This is a genomic window from Ligilactobacillus salivarius DSM 20555 = ATCC 11741, from assembly GCF_001435955.1.
GTDB classification, from domain to species: Bacteria; Bacillota; Bacilli; order Lactobacillales; family Lactobacillaceae; genus Ligilactobacillus; species Ligilactobacillus salivarius.
Genome location: NZ_AYYT01000014.1, coordinates 14,077 through 33,537 on the forward strand (window position 1 = coordinate 14,077; position 19,461 = coordinate 33,537).

The window sequence follows — 19,461 nt, forward strand, 5'->3', positions numbered from 1 at the left end:
TTCCCCTATTCTCGGTTATCTGTAATAATTTCTACTTTTACAGACAGACCCTTTAATTTATCTACTATTCTGTCATAACCACGTAAAATATTATCAGCCTTTGTGATCACAGTTGTTCCTTCTGCCATTAATGCTAAACCTAGTAATGATACTCCAGCTCTAATTTCGCTAGCTTCAACTGTTGTTCCTAGTAAGTCTTTAGATCTCTTAACAGTAATAATTCCATCTTTACTAGAAATCTTTGCACCCATTTTACGCATTTCAGGAATATGTTTAACACGTTCAGGATATAATGTATCAATAATTCTAGAACTACCTTGTGCTTTTAATAATAGTGGAGTTAGTGGTTGTTGCAAATCTGTCGCAAAACCTGGGAAAGGAGCTGTTTTAACTGTGACAGGGACTAATAAATCGCCACCAGGAACATAGATGCTATCTTCATGAATTTCTAAACGTACACCCATTTCTTGTAACTTGGCGATGAATGGATCTAAATGTTCTGTAATAACATTTTTTACTAATACACCGTTACCGTTTGCTGCTGCAAATGCTAAGTATGTACCTGCTTCAATTCTATCAGGAATAATTGTATGAGTATTTGTAGCTCTTAATTCATCTACACCCTCAATTCTAATAACATCTGTACCAGCTCCACGAATTCGAGCCCCCATATTATTTAAAAATGTAGCTAAGTCAACAATTTCAGGTTCTTTAGCTGCATTTTCAATAATTGTAGTTCCTTTAGCTTTAACTGCTGCTAATAAGACGTTAACTGTAGCCCCTACTGAAACTAAGTCAAAGAAGATTCTTGCACCCTTCAAACCTTCAGGACCAGTCTTGATATATACTTTATCTTTTTCTTCTACAACTTTTGCACCTAAAGCTTCGAAGCCTTTAATATGTTGATCAATAGGACGTGGACCAATATTATCGCCACCAGGAAAATCAACAATTGCTTCACCAAATCTACCTAACAAAGCTCCCATGAAATAATAAGAAGCTCGCAAACTTCTAATAGCTTTACCAGGAAGTGGAGCTTTCTTGATTTCAGTAGGATCTATCATCAATTCCCCATGTCCAAAATGGGAAGAAACATTCATAGACTTTAAAATAATCATCAAATTATGTACATCTAAAATATCCGGTACACTATCAAATCTTACAACTGTGTCCGCCAAAATAGCTGCTGGAATTAGTGCCACTGTACTATTTTTAGCACCTCCAACAGTTACTTCTCCAGATAAGGTCTGCTTACCTTTAACAATCATTTTTTTCATTTATTTATCTATCCTCTATCTAATTTAATATCATTAAATGGTGCATCCTTAATCACTATAAAGCTTCATGATGCACAGAGCGTACTCTTCTCTTTATCTTACAAGATTAACGCTCTGTTTTCAACGATAATACGGCGTTTTCATTAATATTTAACATTAACTAATATTACTGGAATAATTATTACATATATAACAATATATTAAAAAAACTACTTCCAAATCATCAACAGATTTGAAAGTAGTCTCTATCTATTTTTAATCCAGCTTTTGTCCATTAATGACTGCTGTAATTTCGCGATACTCATCGTTAGTAGGTTCAGCTTCCATTGTCTTCAAGGCATGGATTCTTTCAACTGAGCGATGACTTTCCAAAGAAAAATCAGCATCTGTTAAATGATTTTTTTCTTGATATTCAATGATTGATTTTGCAAATGGACTTAACTCTCTAGCTACCATTTTCCCTACCTCCAATTCTATACAATTTAATCATAGCACAATTTACAGAATTGGATAATAAAAAACAATATATCCATAATTAAATACAGATATATTGTCTTTAAATCAATATTACTTACCAGCACTAGCATTAATAAATGCTTGGAATAGACCTTCTGGACGTTGTGGACGTGATAAGAATTCTGGATGATATTGTGCAGCAACAAAGAATTTGTTTTCTGGAATTTCAACAACTTCAACTAAACGGTTGTCTGGAGAAGTACCAGAGAATACTAAACCTTTAGCTGCCAATTCATCGCGATACTTGTTGTTAAATTCATAACGGTGACGGTGACGTTCTTGAATTACATCTTGGTTACCGTATGCAGCAGAAGCAACAGAACCTGCTTTCAACTTGCATGGGTATAGACCTAAACGTTGTGTTCCACCCATGTTTTCAACATCTTCTTGATCAGCCATCAAGTCAATAATCTTATTAGCAGCCTTTGGATTTACTTCGCCAGTTGTTGCATCTTCAATACCAGCAACATCACGAGCAAATTCAATACATGCCATTTGCATACCTAAGCAAATACCTAAGTAAGGTACATCATTTTCACGAGCATAGCGAATTGCTTGAATCATACCTTCAAGACCTCTATCGCCAAAGCCACCAGGAACAATGACACCATCATAATCCTTCAATTCATCAGCAACATTTTCAGCAGTTAGCTTTTCAGAATCAAAGTAATCAATCTTAACGTTAGCATCAATTGTGTATCCAGCATGTTTCAATGCTTCGTTAACAGAAATGTAAGCATCTGGTAATTGAACATACTTACCAACCAAAGCAATCTTAACTTCACCTGAAAGATTCTTAACTTTATCACGTAAAGCAGCCCATTCAGTCATGTCTGCAGCAGGTGTATCTAAGTGTAATTTCTTACATACAATTTCATCCATGTTTTGAGCTTGTAGATTCAATGGAATTGAGTAAAGTGTATCTACGTCCATAGATTCAATTACTGCTTCTGGTTCAACGTCACAGAAGTTAGCAATCTTATTACGCATGCTTTGAGAAATTGGCTTTTCAGTACGTACAACTAAAATATTTGGTTGAATTCCTAAACCACGTAATTCCTTAACACTATGTTGTGTTGGCTTAGTCTTCATTTCTCCAGCAGCATGTAAGTAAGGTACAAGTGTTGTGTGGATATAAACTACATTTTCACTACCTACTTCAGACTTCATTTGACGTAAAGCTTCCAAGAATGGTAATGATTCAATATCACCAACAGTACCACCAACTTCTGTAATTACTACATCAGCATCTGTGATTGTACCTGCACGCATGATTTTTTCTTTAATCATGTTAGTGATATGTGGAATAACTTGAACAGTTGCACCTAAGTAATCGCCACGACGTTCTTTCTTCAACACTTCAGAATAAATCTTACCTGTTGTTACGTTAGAATACTTGTTTAAGTTAATATCAATAAAACGTTCATAGTGACCAAGGTCTAAATCCGTTTCTGTACCGTCATCTGTCACGAAAACTTCTCCATGTTGATATGGACTCATTGTCCCTGGATCTACGTTGATATAAGGGTCAAACTTTTGAATTGTAACTTTCAAGCCACGATTCTTCAACAAACGTCCGAGTGATGCAGCTACGATTCCTTTACCTAATGAGGAAACAACACCACCAGTAACAAAAATATACTTGGTCATTATAACTCTCCTTGTGTTAAATTAATTATTTAAGGACTATCACAAAAACAAGAAACTCCCTATTCGCTTATCTTTGAATAGGGAGCCTTATTATCCGTTCTTTACTTCATAACTTATATGAAGTGCCCGTATTGTATTCTACATACTCTTTAGGCACACGTCAAGAATTAAATCTTAATCTTGATTTTCTTCATCAAGATCTGCGTCAGAAAATTCTGTTAATTGACCTTCAATTCCGTCAGCTAATTCATCTTCTGGATCATCGCCATCATCAATATCATCTAAATCTTTAGTATATTGTTTTAATTCATGACTACCTTCATCGTCGTCATCATCTTCATCATCATAATCATTGTCAAGATCTTCATCTTCTGGATCATCGTCATCATAGTCGATAACATCATCATCATCAGAAACATCGGCCAAGAAGGCGTTAACTTTCTTACGTTTCTTACGTGGACGTTCCTCGTCTTCTTCGTCTTCGCCATGAACGAGTGCTTCGTCAATGGAATCGTATGGATACCATGAACGTAACCCCCAAACATTATCCCCTAATGAAATGAAGCTACCATCAATATTCAAATCTGTATAGAATTGTGCTAGACGGTCACGAATCTCTTCATCAGACTTACCAAGATAGACTTGGATTTCGTTAGTTAAATCAGCAAATGCCATTGTTTCACCACGTTGATGTAGAATCTCGTGGGCTACTTCAATCATAGACAATTCATCTTTATTTGCATCTTTGAATTTTTCAAGCTCCAAACTGGTACACGTCCTTTCAAACAGTTTACTCTTCATACTACAATATTAAGCAGTAAATTGCAATCTAATTTTGTATTCCCCAACAATTTTTTCTTGGGAATATAGTAAATAATCTACTTCTACTTTAGCAGAAATTGGCATATCTTTCTTGGAAATATTGATTTTATTGGTCAAAGTTTCAATTGGGATTACCCCATATGGTGTTTTATATGTGGTTGATACTCTCTTTTGACTAGCGAAATACAAGCGCATCTTCATCTCGCCTTGTTGACGATTTAATTGAACTTCACCATCATCAGTGATCTTAAAGGTTACTGTTGCATCCCCATGTTGATCATGCTTTTCTTGATAGCGCAAATAAATATTTGATCCCATTTTTACATATTGTCCATTAAAAGTCTCAGTATACTTGGATACTTCACCATCTTGTTTACGAATTGTTTCCACTTTTACAACAATAGGTGTTCCATTCTTTAATTCCATATGATCCTTCCTTCAAAGTTAATTTATATATTTTGTGATTACATGCAAAAAAGACAACTAATACTTCCAAAATAGAAGTTAAATTGCCCTTTATTTTCTATCTTAAACTAATAAATAGTCCAGTAATTTAAACAAAATTTCTTTATTTCCCTTAGGTACTCCATGTTTTATTATATCTTCTGGAGTTTGATGTAATGCATTATTTTGTAGTGCATAATTACCATCATTCAAAGCTACTTCTCGCACAGAATCTTCATCTTGTTCAAAATGAAATTGCAGACCGACTACATTATCTCCCAATATAAAGCCCTGATTTTTAACTAAATCGCTACTAAATAACAATTTAGCTTCTTGTGGTACCTCAAACATTTCCTCATGCCAATGAAATGCAGTAAAACTGTCAGGCAATTCTAAATCAATATCACATTGTCGATAAACTTTTGCCCAACCAACTTCCTTGTATGGTGATTTAGTTACTTTATACCCTAAAGTTTTAGCAATTTGTTGTGCCCCATAACAGAATCCAATAATTGGCTTCTTTCTAGCTAACAGTTCTGCAATTATTTTTCTTTCTTGCACAATCCAATCTAAATCATCATTAGGACTCATAGGTCCACCTAAAATTATTAAAAAGTCAATCTCGTTTGCTTGTGGTAAAATCCCAAATTGATAAGGATGATAAACATATAACTCATGCTTATGCAAATGAGCATAATCTCTAATCATGCCTAAGCCTTCATTAGGAGTGTGTTGCAAAACAGTAATTTTCATGTTTTTCCTTTCTATCGACGGCAAGGTTGGGAGTAGGTTTCGCCTGCAAATACCTATATTTACAAATATATTATAGCTTAGATATTATTTTTTTCAATTTAAATGGCATTAATCTGATTTAAATTAGTATTTTATGCTAGTATTAATATTGAAATCCATTACATTATATTTGGAACCTAGGAGGGGAATTTTTGATTTCCGATTACAAACATCAAATGTTACCTATGGAGAAAGTTCTTCGTGACCCAATCCATAATTACATTTACATTCAACACCAAGTTATTTTAGATTTAATTAATACTAGAGAATTTCAACGTTTACGCCGCATTCGACAATTAGGAGTCGCAAACTATGTATTTCATGGTGCTGAACATTCTCGTTTTACCCATTCTGTCGGTGTTTACGAAATTACTCGCAAAATTTGTGATTTATTTCAACGTAACTACCCTTCAAAAGAAAAAGGAGACGGTCTTTGGAATGATGATGAAAGATTAGTAGCTTTATGTGCAGCACTTTTACATGATGTTGGTCATGGAGCTTATTCACATACTTTTGAACATATTTTTCATACCAATCATGAAAAAATGACGACTGAAATTATTACTTCATCTCACTCTGAAGTTAATGCTGTTTTACGCAAAGTGGCTCCCGATTTTCCAGAAAAAGTTGCGAGCGTTATTGAAAAAAGCTACCCTAATCCTCAAGTTGTTCAAATGATTTCTAGTCAAATTGATGCTGATCGAATGGACTACCTTTTAAGAGATTCTTATTTCACTGGTACAAATTACGGAACTTTTGATCTAACTAGAATTTTAAGAGTTATGAAACCATACTCTGATGGAATTAGCTTTGATATGAGTGGTATGCACGCTGTTGAAGATTACATCGTTAGTCGTTTCCAAATGTATCAACAAGTGTATTTCCACCCTGTATCACGCTCAATTGAAGTTATTCTGAGTCACTTATTAAAACGTGCCAAGTATCTTTATAAAAATGGTAAAACAAATTGTCTAGGTCCAACTAATCTACTCTTTCCATTTTTCGAAGGTGATTTTAGTTTATCAGACTACTTGAAACTTGATGATGGTGTTTTAAATTCTTACTTCTCACTTTGGCAAGATAGTGATGATAAAATTTTGAGTGATCTGGCAGATCGATTCTTAAATCGCAAACCTTTCAAATCTGTAAGAGTAAGCGAAGATACTCGTTACTTACTCCCTACTCTTCGAAAATTAGTGGCCGATGCCGGATTTGATAGTGAATATTATACAGCTACCAATGATAGTTTTGACTTGCCTTACGACACTTATTCACCATCGCAAAATAAGCATCGCACTCAAATAGAGCTTATGCAAAAAGATGGCTTGTTAGTTGAATTATCTCAAGTAAGTAATTTAGTAGCCGCTATTTCTGGTAAAGTTTCTGGCGATGAACGTTTCTTCTTTCCGAAAGAAATGAAATCATCTGAACAGCAATTGGAATTATTCGGTCCAATATATTCTGAGTTTCAGAGTTATCTAAAAAATGACACATTAATCAAAAAGTAAAGGATGAAATTAACCATGAGTAAAATTAAAATGATCGCAACTGATATCGACGGAACACTAGTTGATGACGCTAAAAATCTTTCACCTAAGACAATCGAAGTCTTAAAAAAAGCAAGAGCTAATGGTATTTATGTTGTCTTATGTACAGGTCGTCCATTAAGTGGTGTCGCTAATCTCCTAACTCAATTAGGTCTGGATAATGACGACAATTTCGTAATTACACATAATGGTGCCCAAGCTGTTAGTGCTAAATCTGGTAAAGCTATTTTCAAACATTTATTAGACTTTTCTGATTTCAAACGTCTTGACGCTATTAGTAAGGAATTAAAAGTTAATATGCAGACAATTACTACTGATTCTCAATTATTTGTTACTTCTCCTGATATTAACTATTATTCTGTTTTAGATACTTTCTATACTCATATGCAACTTAGGTATCGTCCTGTAACAGAAGTACCTAAAGATATCGAAATTGCTAAAATTATGTGGGCCGATTATCCAGAAAATATCGATAATGCCCTACCTAACTTGCCTAAAGATTTGCTAGATAAATTTGATTGCATCCGTAGCGAAAAATGGTTCTTTGAATTTATGAATCCTCTAGCTACAAAAGGAAATGCAGCTATCGAATTAGGAAAGCATTTAGGCATTGATGCTAGCGAAATTTTAACTGCCGGTGACCAAAATAATGATCTTTCTATGATTGAAAAAGGTGGATTTAGTATCGCGATGGGAAATGCGATTGATACAATTAAAGAAAAAGCTGATTATGTCACTGATACTAACAACAATGATGGTTTAGCTAAAGCTATTGAAAAATTTGTTTTTGAAGATTAATCATTGACTTATAGCTAACTCTAACTTGTATAGTAAGGGTAACAATTATTAGGATGTGATTACATGTTACTACTAGCTTTAATTCCTGTTTTTATGGGAAGTGGACTAGCTATCCAAACTGCAATTAATTCCAGACTAGGTAGTGTATCTGGCTCTTCCTTTCTTGCTTCAATGGTTTCATTTGTAGTTGGGGCTATCTTTTTAAATATCCTGCTCATACTTACAGGTACTTCTCCTTTAGTAAATATGACCACAATTACTAGCAACCCTTGGTGGATTTGGCTAGGTGGTGTTTTGGGAGTAATTGGTTTAACTACCAACATTTTGCTTTTTCCTAAATTAGGTAGCGTTCAAACAGCTGTACTACCTATCTTTGGACAGATTGTCATGGGCCAAATTATTGATCAATTTGGTTTGTTTAAATCTCCAATCTCTAAATTTACTATTATCAAACTAGTTGGTTTAGTGTTGGTGGCAGGTGGTATGCTACTAGCAACAGGAGCTTTCATGCCTAAAGATAAAATGGCTAAAAAGCAACATCATTTACTACCTTATCAATTATTAGGAATATTCGCAGGTGTTTTAATGGCTACTCAAACTGCTATTAACGGTCACTTAGGCGTTATTTTAAAATCATCATTACATGCTGCGATGATTTCATTTACAGTTGGTGCCTTATTGCTAATAATTATTGTGCTGATCCTTCCTGTACAGATTTCGAATTTAAAGTTAGCTTACCGAGATTTTAGTAAGCAATGGTGGCTTTGGATTGGAGGATTTTTAGGTGCCGTATATGTTTTAGGATGTGCTTGGTTAGTTCCACAAATTGGTACTGGTCAAGTAATTGTATTAGTATTATTCGGGCAACTTTTCTTCAGTGCAATTATTGATCAATGGGGCCTACTTCATTCCAAGGTTAATCCTATTAATCTAATGAGAATCTTAGGCCTTATTACTATGTTTATTGGTGTAGTCGTACTGCACTTTATCTAGATATTAAAAAGACTGATAATCTATAAAAATTAAAATAGATTATCAGTCTTTTGTTATTGGCTATGATTTAAAATTTATAATTTATATCATCGTATTTAGTATCACTTTGTTGGTTAGCTAAATCTTCGCTTGGATAATAAACATAATCTGTAAGATCGTTTGCCCCAAAACCGTAAAGAACAAGTGGTACTTTTTGTCCGTCAATTTCTTCTTCATGTGCAAAGAAATGTTCACCACCGCCTTGAAGTTGATACCAGCCTCTCATGCTGATACCATTAGTGCCTATATTACCAGCACTTCTCCATTCTTCCTTACTTTGACGTTCAGATTCGCTGACATCAGAAGGCGTATCTTTAGTTCTCTTATATAAAACAGCATGGTTTGTTTCGCCATCTGCACTAATAAGTGTAATCTCATGTTCAGAAATCACTAATTTTTTCATTCCATCTTCGCCTTTAGAATACCATGTTCCTCTCATCGCTTCTGGTGTAGTCACATAACCTCCACGATCTTCTCCTAGATCTTCAGAACTTTGAGTACTGCTACTTGATGATACTTCAGATGACAAACTAGATGATGAACTTTCTTTTTCACTTGATGATTCTTTCTTCTTTTCAGAATGTTTCTTCTTACTTGAAGAACTCTTTACTAATTCTGCTTTAGAACTAGCACTTGACTTGTGTTCACTAGAATTTGAACTACAACCAGTTAAAATCAATAAAGTACTTAAAGCTGCAAAAATAACCCATATGGTCTTTTTCATTAATCTTCCCCATCCTTTTTATTGGTAATATAAATCTTCGTATTTAGTATCACCTTGTTGGTTGGCTAAATCTTCACTTGGATAATAAACAGAAAATGTCCAATATCCAGCTCCACCACCTTCAACAACAACTGGAACCTTATTGCCATTTATTTCTTCTGTATGTGCAGCGTAATCTGCCCCTGCACCAGCTGTTTGGAACCATCCTAAAACATTAATATATTGCAATCCATGTATATTTACGTAGCGTGCATCGCCCCATTCCATTTTATCCTTAACTTCTTCTTCACTTACATTGTCAGGAGTTGGAATTGTTTTCTTATATAGGATCGTCCGGCCACTTTGCCCATTTGAATCAGTATATGTAATCTCATGTTCAGAAATCACTAATTTTTTCATTCCATATTCACTTTTAGAATACCATGTTCCTCTCATCGCTTCCGGTGTAGTTACGTATCCCCCACGTCCTTCACCTAAATCTTCTGTTGCTTTAGTCGAACTCGAACTTTTTGCACTACTACTTGATGATACTTTTGGCTTTTCAACATGAGTAGCTTTACCATCAAAGATGTTCACGAAATTTTCTTTAAGTGATTTATTCTTAGTTTCACTCCAGTTATTCCCACTACCCTCATTTACTAAAACAATAGGTTCACCATCAGCTAAAGTAAATGCATAAGTTATACTAGAACTTGAAGATTTATTGTAGTTATAGATGGCTACAACATTGTAATCATTTTTACCTGTTCCTTTTTTATCCCATGCCATTGAAATATTTTGTCCATTTACTGTAGCACTATTAAAATCTTGAGGATAATTCATTCCTGAAGCCGTTTGAATATTATTGGTTCCATCATACTTTGTGTAGGTTTGGTTCATGACCTCTCCCCATTGTTTCATAAAATCTTCTAGGTGGCTGTCCTTATCGTTATTCCATAAAGAACCTGATTTCTTCTTAGCTACACCTTTTTGACTTTTCTTACTTGATGATTGTTTAACAACTTTAACCTTAGAAGTTACATTTGACTTCTTACTAGAATTAGATCCACAACCAGTCAATATGAGTAATGAACTTAGTATGACTGAACTAATGATAGTGAGTTTTTTCATAAGCAATCTATCCTTTTCTATAGTATCCACTTCCATTATATCAAATCTAACTATCACTCTGTCTCTAATTTTTTAATATCAACAATCTGCCACAGTAGTTTATTTTTCTTTTGCTTAATCTTTTGGGTTACCTTCACTTTATCATCATTTTGTAAATGATATTCTTCAACCATCCATGCTGGGATACGTTTATTTTCATAATCTGTCACAATGAGATCTCTATTATCCCAAGGATCCAAACCTTGCTTATAAACACCCTCATAATTTTGGATAAACTTCACTTTAAATGTATAATCTGTAGTTTCTTCTACATCGCCCACCAATTCAAAGCGTGGTTTCATTCCAGCTTTTTTCACTTTCTTAGGTACCAATCTAGCGAAATAACATTCATATAAGCTTATTTTTTTCAGCAATTCTTCGTCAATAATAATTCCTTCAACTTTTTCGCCATTTTTGTCTAAAACAATAATATCAATAAATTTCTTTCCATCCGAACCAGCAACATAGAAATTACGCTTTTCTATTTTTTCATTGAATTTCTGCTCAATCATCTTAGTAAATTTACGATAAAATTTCTGGTTACTTTCAGGCAATTGAGTTTCTACATACCAAGGAAGATTTTCAAACTTAGCCTTATATTCTTTGTCCTTAATCTTAGATAATTCAAACTTAATTGGACCATAGTATTCTGAATTTTTAGCTGCGATTAAATATTCTATAATTTCTTTTCTAACTTCATCGCTATCACCTTTAGTCTTTAGGAATTCAAATAAAGCTGCTATTCTAAGCTCATTATCATCTTTTACAAAATCTGCATAAGCTTTCCAGAGCCAACTATTACCTCTATCAGTTACCAAGAATTTATCGAATGCTTTACCAGTTTCTTCATCAAAGTCATGATCCAATAAAATCTTGCAATAATAATATCCAATCCATTTATTTCCCTTATAATTTTCAAAAACTATACTACCTAATTTATCGATAATAACTTGTACTTGTTGTTGAGTTAGAGAAGCAGATTTTTCTTTAGCTAATTTCAAGAATATCCTTAAAAACTCTCCAACAGCTTTATTACTAGTATAAACTTTCCTCACTTCAGAAAGTTTCTCTAGCCATAAATCCAAACTCGCTAAAATATCCGTATTTGTTCTTGATACTGCTGCATAATAACTACTCAATAATTTTGCAAAGTCGCTTGGATAAGGGCGAGAGGGATCATCAGGATTCTCTACTTCTTTAAAGTTCTCAACTACAAATGACTCATCATTCGATAGTACCCAAGTCATTAATCTGAGGTATTCTTTAGGGTTGCTGATATTAAACTTAGTAATTACTAAAGCCTTGTTAAATTCTGTGACTCTATTTTCAAAGATTGTTACTGGCAATTCAGCTATTAATGTATCTGTTAAATTCTCTAATTCCTTAGAAGTAGTTTTATACACGAGATAGATTACATTCTCACCAATACTTTCACGTACCAAGTCATCGTTATATGATAACTGTTCCTTTTTCTTCAAAAAGCTACCATATTCTTGAATTAAATGTTTTTTATCTTGCCTATATTCCACATATCCATAAATTCGAATAAAATCATTAATCAAGTTCTTGCCATAATGTCCTCTATATTCTCGTAATCTTTTCGTCTTCTCCAAAGCAAAGATTTCAAGCACTACCTTTAAGTATCTTTCTATACTATCTGATCTATTACATAGTGATTTTGCGTAGCCTTGCATAATCTGGATAATTTTACTTGCATACTCTTTGTCTTCCATCACATTTTTAGTAGGCGACAAATAGGCATCGGGTATTTTGCTGAAATCTAATACTTTTTCTACTAGATAAATATATCCATTTTCTCTCTTAGTAATCTCAGCTTTATTATTACCTAATTGATAATATTTAACCTGTGATAAAACCTGAATCAACTCAAATGGTGTTTCAGAAAAATGTTCTCTATCTATTTCTCTAACAACCAACTTGCAACATCTATCAATTGCTGCATAATCTTTTGATTTATATTTTTCCCAAATGACCGCTGTTAACATTATTCCTAGGACTTTACCCATATAAATATAGTTATCTTTATACTTTGAATAGAAATTCAAAACTTCATTCATAATAGTTTGGATATCAGCATGTAAAAAATGCTCACTTCTTACATAACAGCTTACTAAATCGCCTAAAAAGCCACTTATCCCTACCATTTGATTTTTTCCGGAATAATAGTTATCGGTACTTGCTAATTTGCTATCCCAATCAGCTAGATTAAATTCTTGATTTACAAAAAATGTAAATGAGGTTGTTACTAACTCATGTAATTCATCCCATTTTTCTTGCTTACTAAGTTCCCAAGCTTTTCTCATTATTTGTGCTTGTGTGAGTTTTATATACAATGAGAAATATCCAATTTCATAATCATCAGAGAATATAGTCTTTTGAATCTCGTAGTTTTCTTGAACAATTCTCATGTATTTCGTAAATTCGCTGTCAGCTTTTAGAAAATCATACAATACCCATACCGCAGATGCAGTTACATCTAAGTTGTTTTGCTGTGCCAATTTACATACATTGTAAGCTTCCACTAGCCTACCATCTTTTCTAAAAAAACTAATCGCATCATTTAATCCATCAACATCGCGAACTGCTATCATTTTTTCAACATCATTCATTGTCCGCACTTCCTCTAAAATTTGGATTTATCTTCTTAAATTCTGCCCCAATCAACTCTAATTTATCAGCTATTTCTACCTTGCTACGAAGTGTTGCTTTAGTCCAAAATTTTCGACTATTATAATATGCTTGCATGACATAGTTGTTATTTTCAACATCACTTAGATAAATCAAAACAAAATATTGTTTTTCAAAATTTCTATCATCAATATTAGTAACAACTAAACCATTATTTTCAGAAATTTCTTCCACCTTATCTACTAAGCGAGCAATCTTTTCATCATTAAATTGATACTCTTCAATCTTAGTTGCCGTTTCTCTTTCTTTTTCAAGATTCTTCTTTTTGCCAATAAATTCATTTGAGATATCAAAGTTACCAAATAAACTAGTTGCGTTAAATACTAATACATTCTTTATCGCTCTTGATAAAGCTGTATAAGTCCAACGTAAACTAGATTCATCTAATCCATTTCTGTCAGTAAAATCTACATATACATCATTCCATTCATTTCCTTGAACTTTATGACCGGTCATCGCATAAGCATATTTCACTTGGATACTATTATAAAATTTATCCTGATAAATCTTGTCTAGTAGTTGATATCTTTCACATTCATTTTTAGGATCACAAATCGGATGTTTTCTCAAAAGTTCTCTTATCCTATCCTTATCTGATACAGATAATCCACTTTCTCCAACATTTGCCAATTTCTTTATGGCTGTTTCCCAGTATTCATTATTACTTTTAATATGACGACAATGTTCTTCTGGAGTTTCTGTAATTCCCATACGTTCTTCAGCATCGTAAAACAGTGCTGTCCTCTCATCTGATGAAAGTTGAGAATCATCTGAATTTAGAACATTTTCTAATAAGTAGCTCACATACTCTTTTCCTGTTCGTTCCAAACGATATTTAACCTTTACATAAGACAAAGTTACATCTTGGTTATTAACTCTTACATTACTTGACTTTCGATCATAGGTTGCGATTATTTCCGCAATATCTCCAGTGAAAAAGTCCTCATTAAACTCATTACCTGCAGCATCCATTACAAGTAAATCATATTGATTTTTAGAAAAGACTACTAAATCACCACTACTAATCGGCGCATCTTCCATATTTTGAAGTTTTCTACGGATCAATTTATTATATTCTTGGGCTGCCCTAGTTGAATAAGTTACTACTACCTTATTTCTCTTATTGTCACGATTAAATTGCCCAGCAATCTTTTGTTTCTTTTCTTCCTTACTCCAATCAGCTTCATCAATATTTCTAACATTACCAGTATTTTTAAATTCATAAGGTATTATTTTTTGATGATTTTCTACACTAGTAATCAATTCAGCATATTTATCTATACCTCTAGCTAGTTCCCCATGCATACGATACTGAGTTTTCAATTCGTATTTCATAGTATTTAAGCCTAACTCTTCAAAATAAGTTTGCTTTAAAGCCTTAGCACTAGTATCTCTAATTGGTAATAATCGATATTCATCTCCAATAAATATTATTTTGACATTACCTTTTTCAAAAATTTGAGTAGAAGTCAATAAGTCCGTTAATAGTTTTCCAGAACCAAAGTGTAAGTTTCCCTTATTACTTTCTTCATCAGAAATGTAAGAAGCATCGTCTATAATAAAAATATTCTTATCTTCTTGTTTGTTCAATTTGAAATCAAATATCAAATTATCTCCATCATCAATCTTTTTTGTTGCTCTTCGATAGATTTTACGATAGATCGTTTGACAATCTTGTTCTGGAATTTGAGGAAATTTTTGTTTAATTAGACCTACAGATTGACCCGTAGGAGATAGGATCTGTGCTTGGGAATATTCAGACCCATTATTCTTATTTGCTAATTCATAAATTTTTCCAGCCAAAGTCGACTTTCCACTACCAGCTCGTCCAGATACTATTAATACCTGTGTATTACTCTTTAAAAAATTCTCTACTACTTGCAACGCTTCTTTTTCAAATTTCTCGTTATCCATAGTTTCACTCATTTCTCTTTACGATTTTCTCAGCACTTTTTATTTGCTGATTTATCCATTCTTTAAATGATATCTCATCTTTTGAATCTTCATCACCTTGCTTTTCTTCTCTATTAACAACTTTTTCAGCTAAACTTATTTGCTTTTCTATCCACTCGTCAAATGTTAATTCAGGCTCATCTGAAATTCTAGGCTTCTTTAAGTTGTGAACTGTTCTTTCTTCACTCGTAACTTTTAACTCTATATCTCGTACATTTTTCCCTTTTTGCACCCAAGATACTTTACCATTACTTGCAATAGTTAAAACATCAATGCTCCCACCTACTGTTTGATCATTGTCAAAAAAGTTACACCTAATCATAGTAGCTAAAACTAATTGTTTAGCAAAATTAGCCACCTTATCTAAGGTTAAACCATTAATGTATGCTCGATAAAATTTGTTATAGTAATTATCAACTGTTCTTTGAAATGCTTTTGTTATTTCAACAGTATCCGTACCTTGATATTTCATATACAACTTATCATAAAAGGTATCGCTAACTTTTCTATCCACACCTAACAATAAAGCATCGGCACCATCACTTTGGGCAAATTTGTATAAATTACTATAATTAGGAAAACTTGATATTTCCTTTATTGAGAAAATTTTACTATCTAAAACACCATATAATTCACTATTCCATAATGAACAATAATTTTCTTTCTTGCCTTTTCCTGCTAATACAATTCCTGTCGTATAAAAATTGGATACAGTTTGACTAACTAGCATATAATACGCATACTCTAGTTCTTCAGTCGTATACTTATTATCTTCACTAATCAAAAATTGACTCATTCGATCTTGATTCATGAATTTCTGAAACTCTTGAAAAGTATAAGGTATTTTTTCTTCTTGAATTTCTTTTTTTACTTCAATCAGATTTCCTAATAAATCTTGAGTTTTGTAGGTGCTATGTAAGTTGTTCAATATATCTTCTAGTTTCTGCTTAATATATTGCTCATATTCTCTGTTTGCTGATTTAATCAAATATTCCTTAAACAACTGAACGTATTCTGTAAATTTATTTAATGGCTCTTCACCTAAGTATTGGTTAAACCCTTCAACAATTGATTGTATTTTTTGACCATTGATTGTAGCATTTCCATAAAACATAATAACTACACTATGCTTCAATGATAACTTAAAAATTTTTTGCCCAGTTATATAATATTTTCGGGAGCTATGGTCTTGCATTGTTAGACTACTATCAGCAGCCAGAACTACTCCATAACCATTTGTTATTCCTAATTCCGCAGTCATAGTCTAACCCCCTATTTGCCAATTAACGCTATCTCTTAGGACTTCATTAAACAATCTATTTCTAGGAAATTGTGGATGCTTAGCACAATAACTCAATTGCTTTTCTATCAATTTTTGAGCATAATTTCTTGCCCAACGTGCATTAGATTTTTTATCATCTGGAATTTGATCATACAGATTAATTGCTACTGCTTTTACATATTTTTCATTAAACTCTATTTTGTTCTTCTTTAAAATGTTAACCACTATTTGAGCTACAACCTGGGGCTTATATGATTCAAAAATTATTTTATGTTGGAATCTGGAAGCCAATCCTGGATCAAATTTCAAAAATTCTTCCATTTCTTTAGTATATCCTGCAATAATTGCGATAAACTTTTCTCCGTCATTTTCTAGTCGAGGTACAAAAGCCTGAATAACTTGTTTTCCTTTGTCATAAGGATCCTCTTTATTATAAAGTTGATGAGCTTCATCAATGAAAAGTACTCCACCTAAAGCAGAATCTACTTTTTCATTGATTTTTCCACTTAAATCGCCAACCCATTTACCTTCTAATTCATTACGTTTAGTTTCAATTACAGTTGTATTTTCTAAAATACCTAGTGCATAGAATAAACGTGCAACTATTCTAGCAACCGTCGTTTTACCAGTTCCAGGTGGTCCTTCAAAAATCATATGATGTCTTCTGGATAATTCCATATTTCCAATATTTGCCTGTGAAACTTCCACTGCCTCACAAATCTCATGAATTTGTTGTTTCACATTATTCAATCCTTGTAGACTATCTAATTCATCCAAGATTTGCTTAACTAGCTTAGGATTATATACACTTGTGGCATCTAAGATGGATTTCTTATCAATTACATTCGACATTCTGCTGTTTTTAGCAAAACTATTTAATATCTTTTTATTAAAACGTTCAACAACACGCTTGGTCAAATGCTTGCTTTTTTGCACATATGACTTTAATACATTTCCATATAAAATATCATCTTCTAAACTTAGACCTTGATTATATAGGAGACTCTTGCCATAATTGATAGCTTCTTCAATTGTCAAATCTCTAATTACAAAATAATTAGTAAGATTGTTTTTCACTTCTTCTAAAGAATTTATATAGCTAATATTTTCTTCTGTATCTTCTAACAAGATTATTTTTTGACTGTCAGATCTTTCAAGTATCCCCATTATATAGTTTTTATAATCGATCTTATATCCACGTCTATCTTCAGGTAAATCTCCACCAAAGGCAGACTTAGCATCTTGAATTATTATGAATGCATTATTTTCTACACTTTCCAGATATTCATACTGATCAGGCATAATATAAGTTTTATCCCCAAAACTAGGGTTGAGTACCTTAATGAGTTTATATAAGATGTCTAAAAAGACTTCTGATTGTTCTTTTCCATTAGAAACTAAACAAATATTTATATCTATACTTTGAGAAACACTACTATTGCTAAACTTATGAATTACCTTATTTAAATAATCAATAACTTCGTCTCTCAAATTATTATCGGAATATTCATTATTAAAAGCCTCTATATATTTTGTCGTATATGGATATATACTGCAGAACATTCTTTGTTTTTCCGTCATTTTTTCCATTAATTGTTCACCCCTAACTCTTTTTCTATTACTATCGGTTCATCTAATAAAGAAAATTTTACTAGCTTTACTTTATTTGCTTGTAAATCTTCCCCTACCTGTGCTATTTCTAACTGGCGATGTATCCCATATACATTGAATAAAAAATCACTGATATCATCTAAACTCTTATTTCTTAAAATTTCTTGTGAGATATTATATTCATTTTGAGCAATTTCAGATAATGAACTTGTAGCTTGTAATAGATTAGGATTATTACTATTATTCAAATTCCAGTAAAAATCATCCATAAAAGTTTGAGAAATACCACCAATCATAATTTCAGTCGCTTCAGATTTTTCAAGATTGATAATACCCTTACCTATCTGTTGAACACTAGATAATAATTTATTATTTTCTGTTACTCCATATAATCTATAACTTGTTGCACTAATACTGGTTTCGTCATTGCCCACACCTACAAGACAAATTCCCATATAATCTTGCAAATTCTTTCTAGGATATAAATAGGTATCCTTAACAATTTCAACTAATTTATTAAAACTTTCTTGATCAATGGAGATTTGATTTTGATTTAAAAAATTAACTAGTTCATTAATCAAAATTGGAGTGGCTTCTTCATTTACTTGTCTATCAATTGATAATGTACTATATATTCGGTTAATATTTTCGACCAAACTTTGTATTCCGCCATTTATAGTTAGGTTATTTAAAACTGTCCAAATTATTCTTTGAATATAAAGATCTTTTCTATAGTTATCTTTTAAACTTCTTAGATATTCTTCAAATCTAAGTATACATTCTTTAAACGTGGCTATTGGTTGGTTAACTCTCATCTGAAATCCTTTTATCAGACTGTCCCAAACTAATCCATCTAATTCATATTTTCCAAAAGAAACTAAGTATATTTTGGCTTCTTTGTTTAATTGAATTATTTTATGTTCAGCTTTATTTCGTTTAGTATCAATATTATCAACTATAATAACTGCCCCTTCATCTTTAGTAACAATTGTTGAATACGCCATAATTATCACATCCTGTCCATATAAAAAAGCATAAAACTAGATAAGAAAACCCCATCTAATTTTATGCTTTACTTACTATTCGATTTTCTTATCGTATAACTTAGAGTAGACTCTTCATTTTTATATAATTTCAGCATCTGATTAATGCTAA

16 protein-coding genes are annotated in these 19,461 nt (G+C 32.5%); 3 read left to right on the top strand and 13 right to left on the bottom strand.

Annotated elements, in window-relative coordinates:
- Positions 1 to 5 precede the first annotated feature (5 nt).
- The 6 genes from FC55_RS06800 to FC55_RS06825 all read right to left on the bottom strand — a co-directional run bounded on the left by FC55_RS06800 (position 6) and on the right by FC55_RS06825 (position 5,462).
- Complete coding sequence (locus FC55_RS06800; RefSeq protein WP_003699603.1) at positions 6 to 1,277, bottom strand: UDP-N-acetylglucosamine 1-carboxyvinyltransferase; 1,272 nt, start codon at positions 1,275 to 1,277, stop codon at positions 6 to 8.
- A 255-nt stretch (positions 1,278 to 1,532) separates the two neighbouring features.
- Positions 1,533 to 1,733, bottom strand: coding sequence for an LBP_cg2779 family protein (locus FC55_RS06805; protein WP_003699605.1), 201 nt, complete (start codon positions 1,731 to 1,733; stop codon positions 1,533 to 1,535).
- Positions 1,734 to 1,844: 111 nt separating this feature from the next.
- Positions 1,845 to 3,443 (bottom strand): CTP synthase, encoded by a 1,599-nt coding sequence (locus FC55_RS06810; RefSeq protein WP_003699606.1) that lies wholly within the window; start codon positions 3,441 to 3,443, stop codon positions 1,845 to 1,847.
- Positions 3,444 to 3,617: 174 nt separating this feature from the next.
- Positions 3,618 to 4,208, bottom strand: coding sequence for a DNA-directed RNA polymerase subunit delta (rpoE, locus tag FC55_RS06815; RefSeq protein ID WP_011475701.1), 591 nt, complete (start codon positions 4,206 to 4,208; stop codon positions 3,618 to 3,620).
- Between the two features lie 45 nt (positions 4,209 to 4,253).
- Positions 4,254 to 4,691, bottom strand: a complete 438-nt coding sequence (locus FC55_RS06820; protein WP_003699608.1) for a YwiB family protein — start codon at positions 4,689 to 4,691, stop codon at positions 4,254 to 4,256.
- 102 nt (positions 4,692 to 4,793) lie between these two features.
- On the bottom strand, positions 4,794 to 5,462 hold the full coding sequence (locus FC55_RS06825; protein ID WP_003699610.1) for a type 1 glutamine amidotransferase: 669 nt from the start codon (positions 5,460 to 5,462) through the stop codon (positions 4,794 to 4,796).
- Between the two features lie 215 nt (positions 5,463 to 5,677).
- Here FC55_RS06825 and FC55_RS06830 point away from each other — a divergent pair, with 215 nt between their 5' ends.
- The 3 genes from FC55_RS06830 (at position 5,678) to FC55_RS06840 (ending at position 8,839) form a co-directional block, all read left to right on the top strand.
- Complete coding sequence (locus tag FC55_RS06830) at positions 5,678 to 7,009, top strand: HD domain-containing protein (protein WP_003699611.1); 1,332 nt, start codon at positions 5,678 to 5,680, stop codon at positions 7,007 to 7,009.
- Between the two features lie 15 nt (positions 7,010 to 7,024).
- Positions 7,025 to 7,846, top strand: coding sequence for a Cof-type HAD-IIB family hydrolase (locus FC55_RS06835; protein WP_035149565.1), 822 nt, complete (start codon positions 7,025 to 7,027; stop codon positions 7,844 to 7,846).
- Positions 7,847 to 7,909: 63 nt separating this feature from the next.
- Positions 7,910 to 8,839, top strand: a complete 930-nt coding sequence (locus FC55_RS06840) for a DMT family transporter (RefSeq protein WP_003699615.1) — start codon at positions 7,910 to 7,912, stop codon at positions 8,837 to 8,839.
- A 67-nt stretch (positions 8,840 to 8,906) separates the two neighbouring features.
- Here the strand turns inward: FC55_RS06840 and FC55_RS06845 are convergent, their stop codons facing one another.
- The 7 genes from FC55_RS06845 to FC55_RS06875 are packed head-to-tail and all read right to left on the bottom strand — an operon-like array spanning position 8,907 to position 19,310.
- On the bottom strand, positions 8,907 to 9,602 hold the full coding sequence (locus FC55_RS06845; protein WP_003699616.1) for a hypothetical protein: 696 nt from the start codon (positions 9,600 to 9,602) through the stop codon (positions 8,907 to 8,909).
- A gap of 18 nt (positions 9,603 to 9,620) precedes the next feature.
- On the bottom strand, positions 9,621 to 10,712 hold the full coding sequence (locus tag FC55_RS06850; RefSeq protein ID WP_081036617.1) for a DUF4767 domain-containing protein: 1,092 nt from the start codon (positions 10,710 to 10,712) through the stop codon (positions 9,621 to 9,623).
- Positions 10,713 to 10,765: 53 nt separating this feature from the next.
- Positions 10,766 to 13,381 carry a DUF7017 domain-containing protein gene (locus tag FC55_RS06855; protein ID WP_003699620.1) on the bottom strand — a complete coding sequence of 872 codons (2,616 nt, stop codon included), beginning with the start codon at positions 13,379 to 13,381 and terminating at the stop codon, positions 10,766 to 10,768.
- Positions 13,374 to 15,374, bottom strand: a complete 2,001-nt coding sequence (locus FC55_RS06860; RefSeq protein ID WP_081036620.1) for an ATP-dependent helicase — start codon at positions 15,372 to 15,374, stop codon at positions 13,374 to 13,376. Before FC55_RS06860 ends, FC55_RS06855 begins: the two co-directional genes overlap by 8 nt.
- Positions 15,375 to 15,378: 4 nt before the next feature.
- Complete coding sequence (locus FC55_RS06865; RefSeq protein ID WP_003699623.1) at positions 15,379 to 16,674, bottom strand: hypothetical protein; 1,296 nt, start codon at positions 16,672 to 16,674, stop codon at positions 15,379 to 15,381.
- Between the two features lie 3 nt (positions 16,675 to 16,677).
- The gene (locus FC55_RS06870; RefSeq protein WP_003699625.1) at positions 16,678 to 18,285 is read right to left on the bottom strand and encodes an AAA family ATPase; all 1,608 of its coding nucleotides are present in this window, start codon (positions 18,283 to 18,285) and stop codon (positions 16,678 to 16,680) included.
- Positions 18,285 to 19,310 (bottom strand): hypothetical protein, encoded by a 1,026-nt coding sequence (locus tag FC55_RS06875; protein WP_003699628.1) that lies wholly within the window; start codon positions 19,308 to 19,310, stop codon positions 18,285 to 18,287. The genes FC55_RS06870 and FC55_RS06875 overlap by 1 nt, the downstream gene beginning before the upstream one ends.
- Between the last annotated feature and the right edge of the window lie 151 nt (positions 19,311 to 19,461).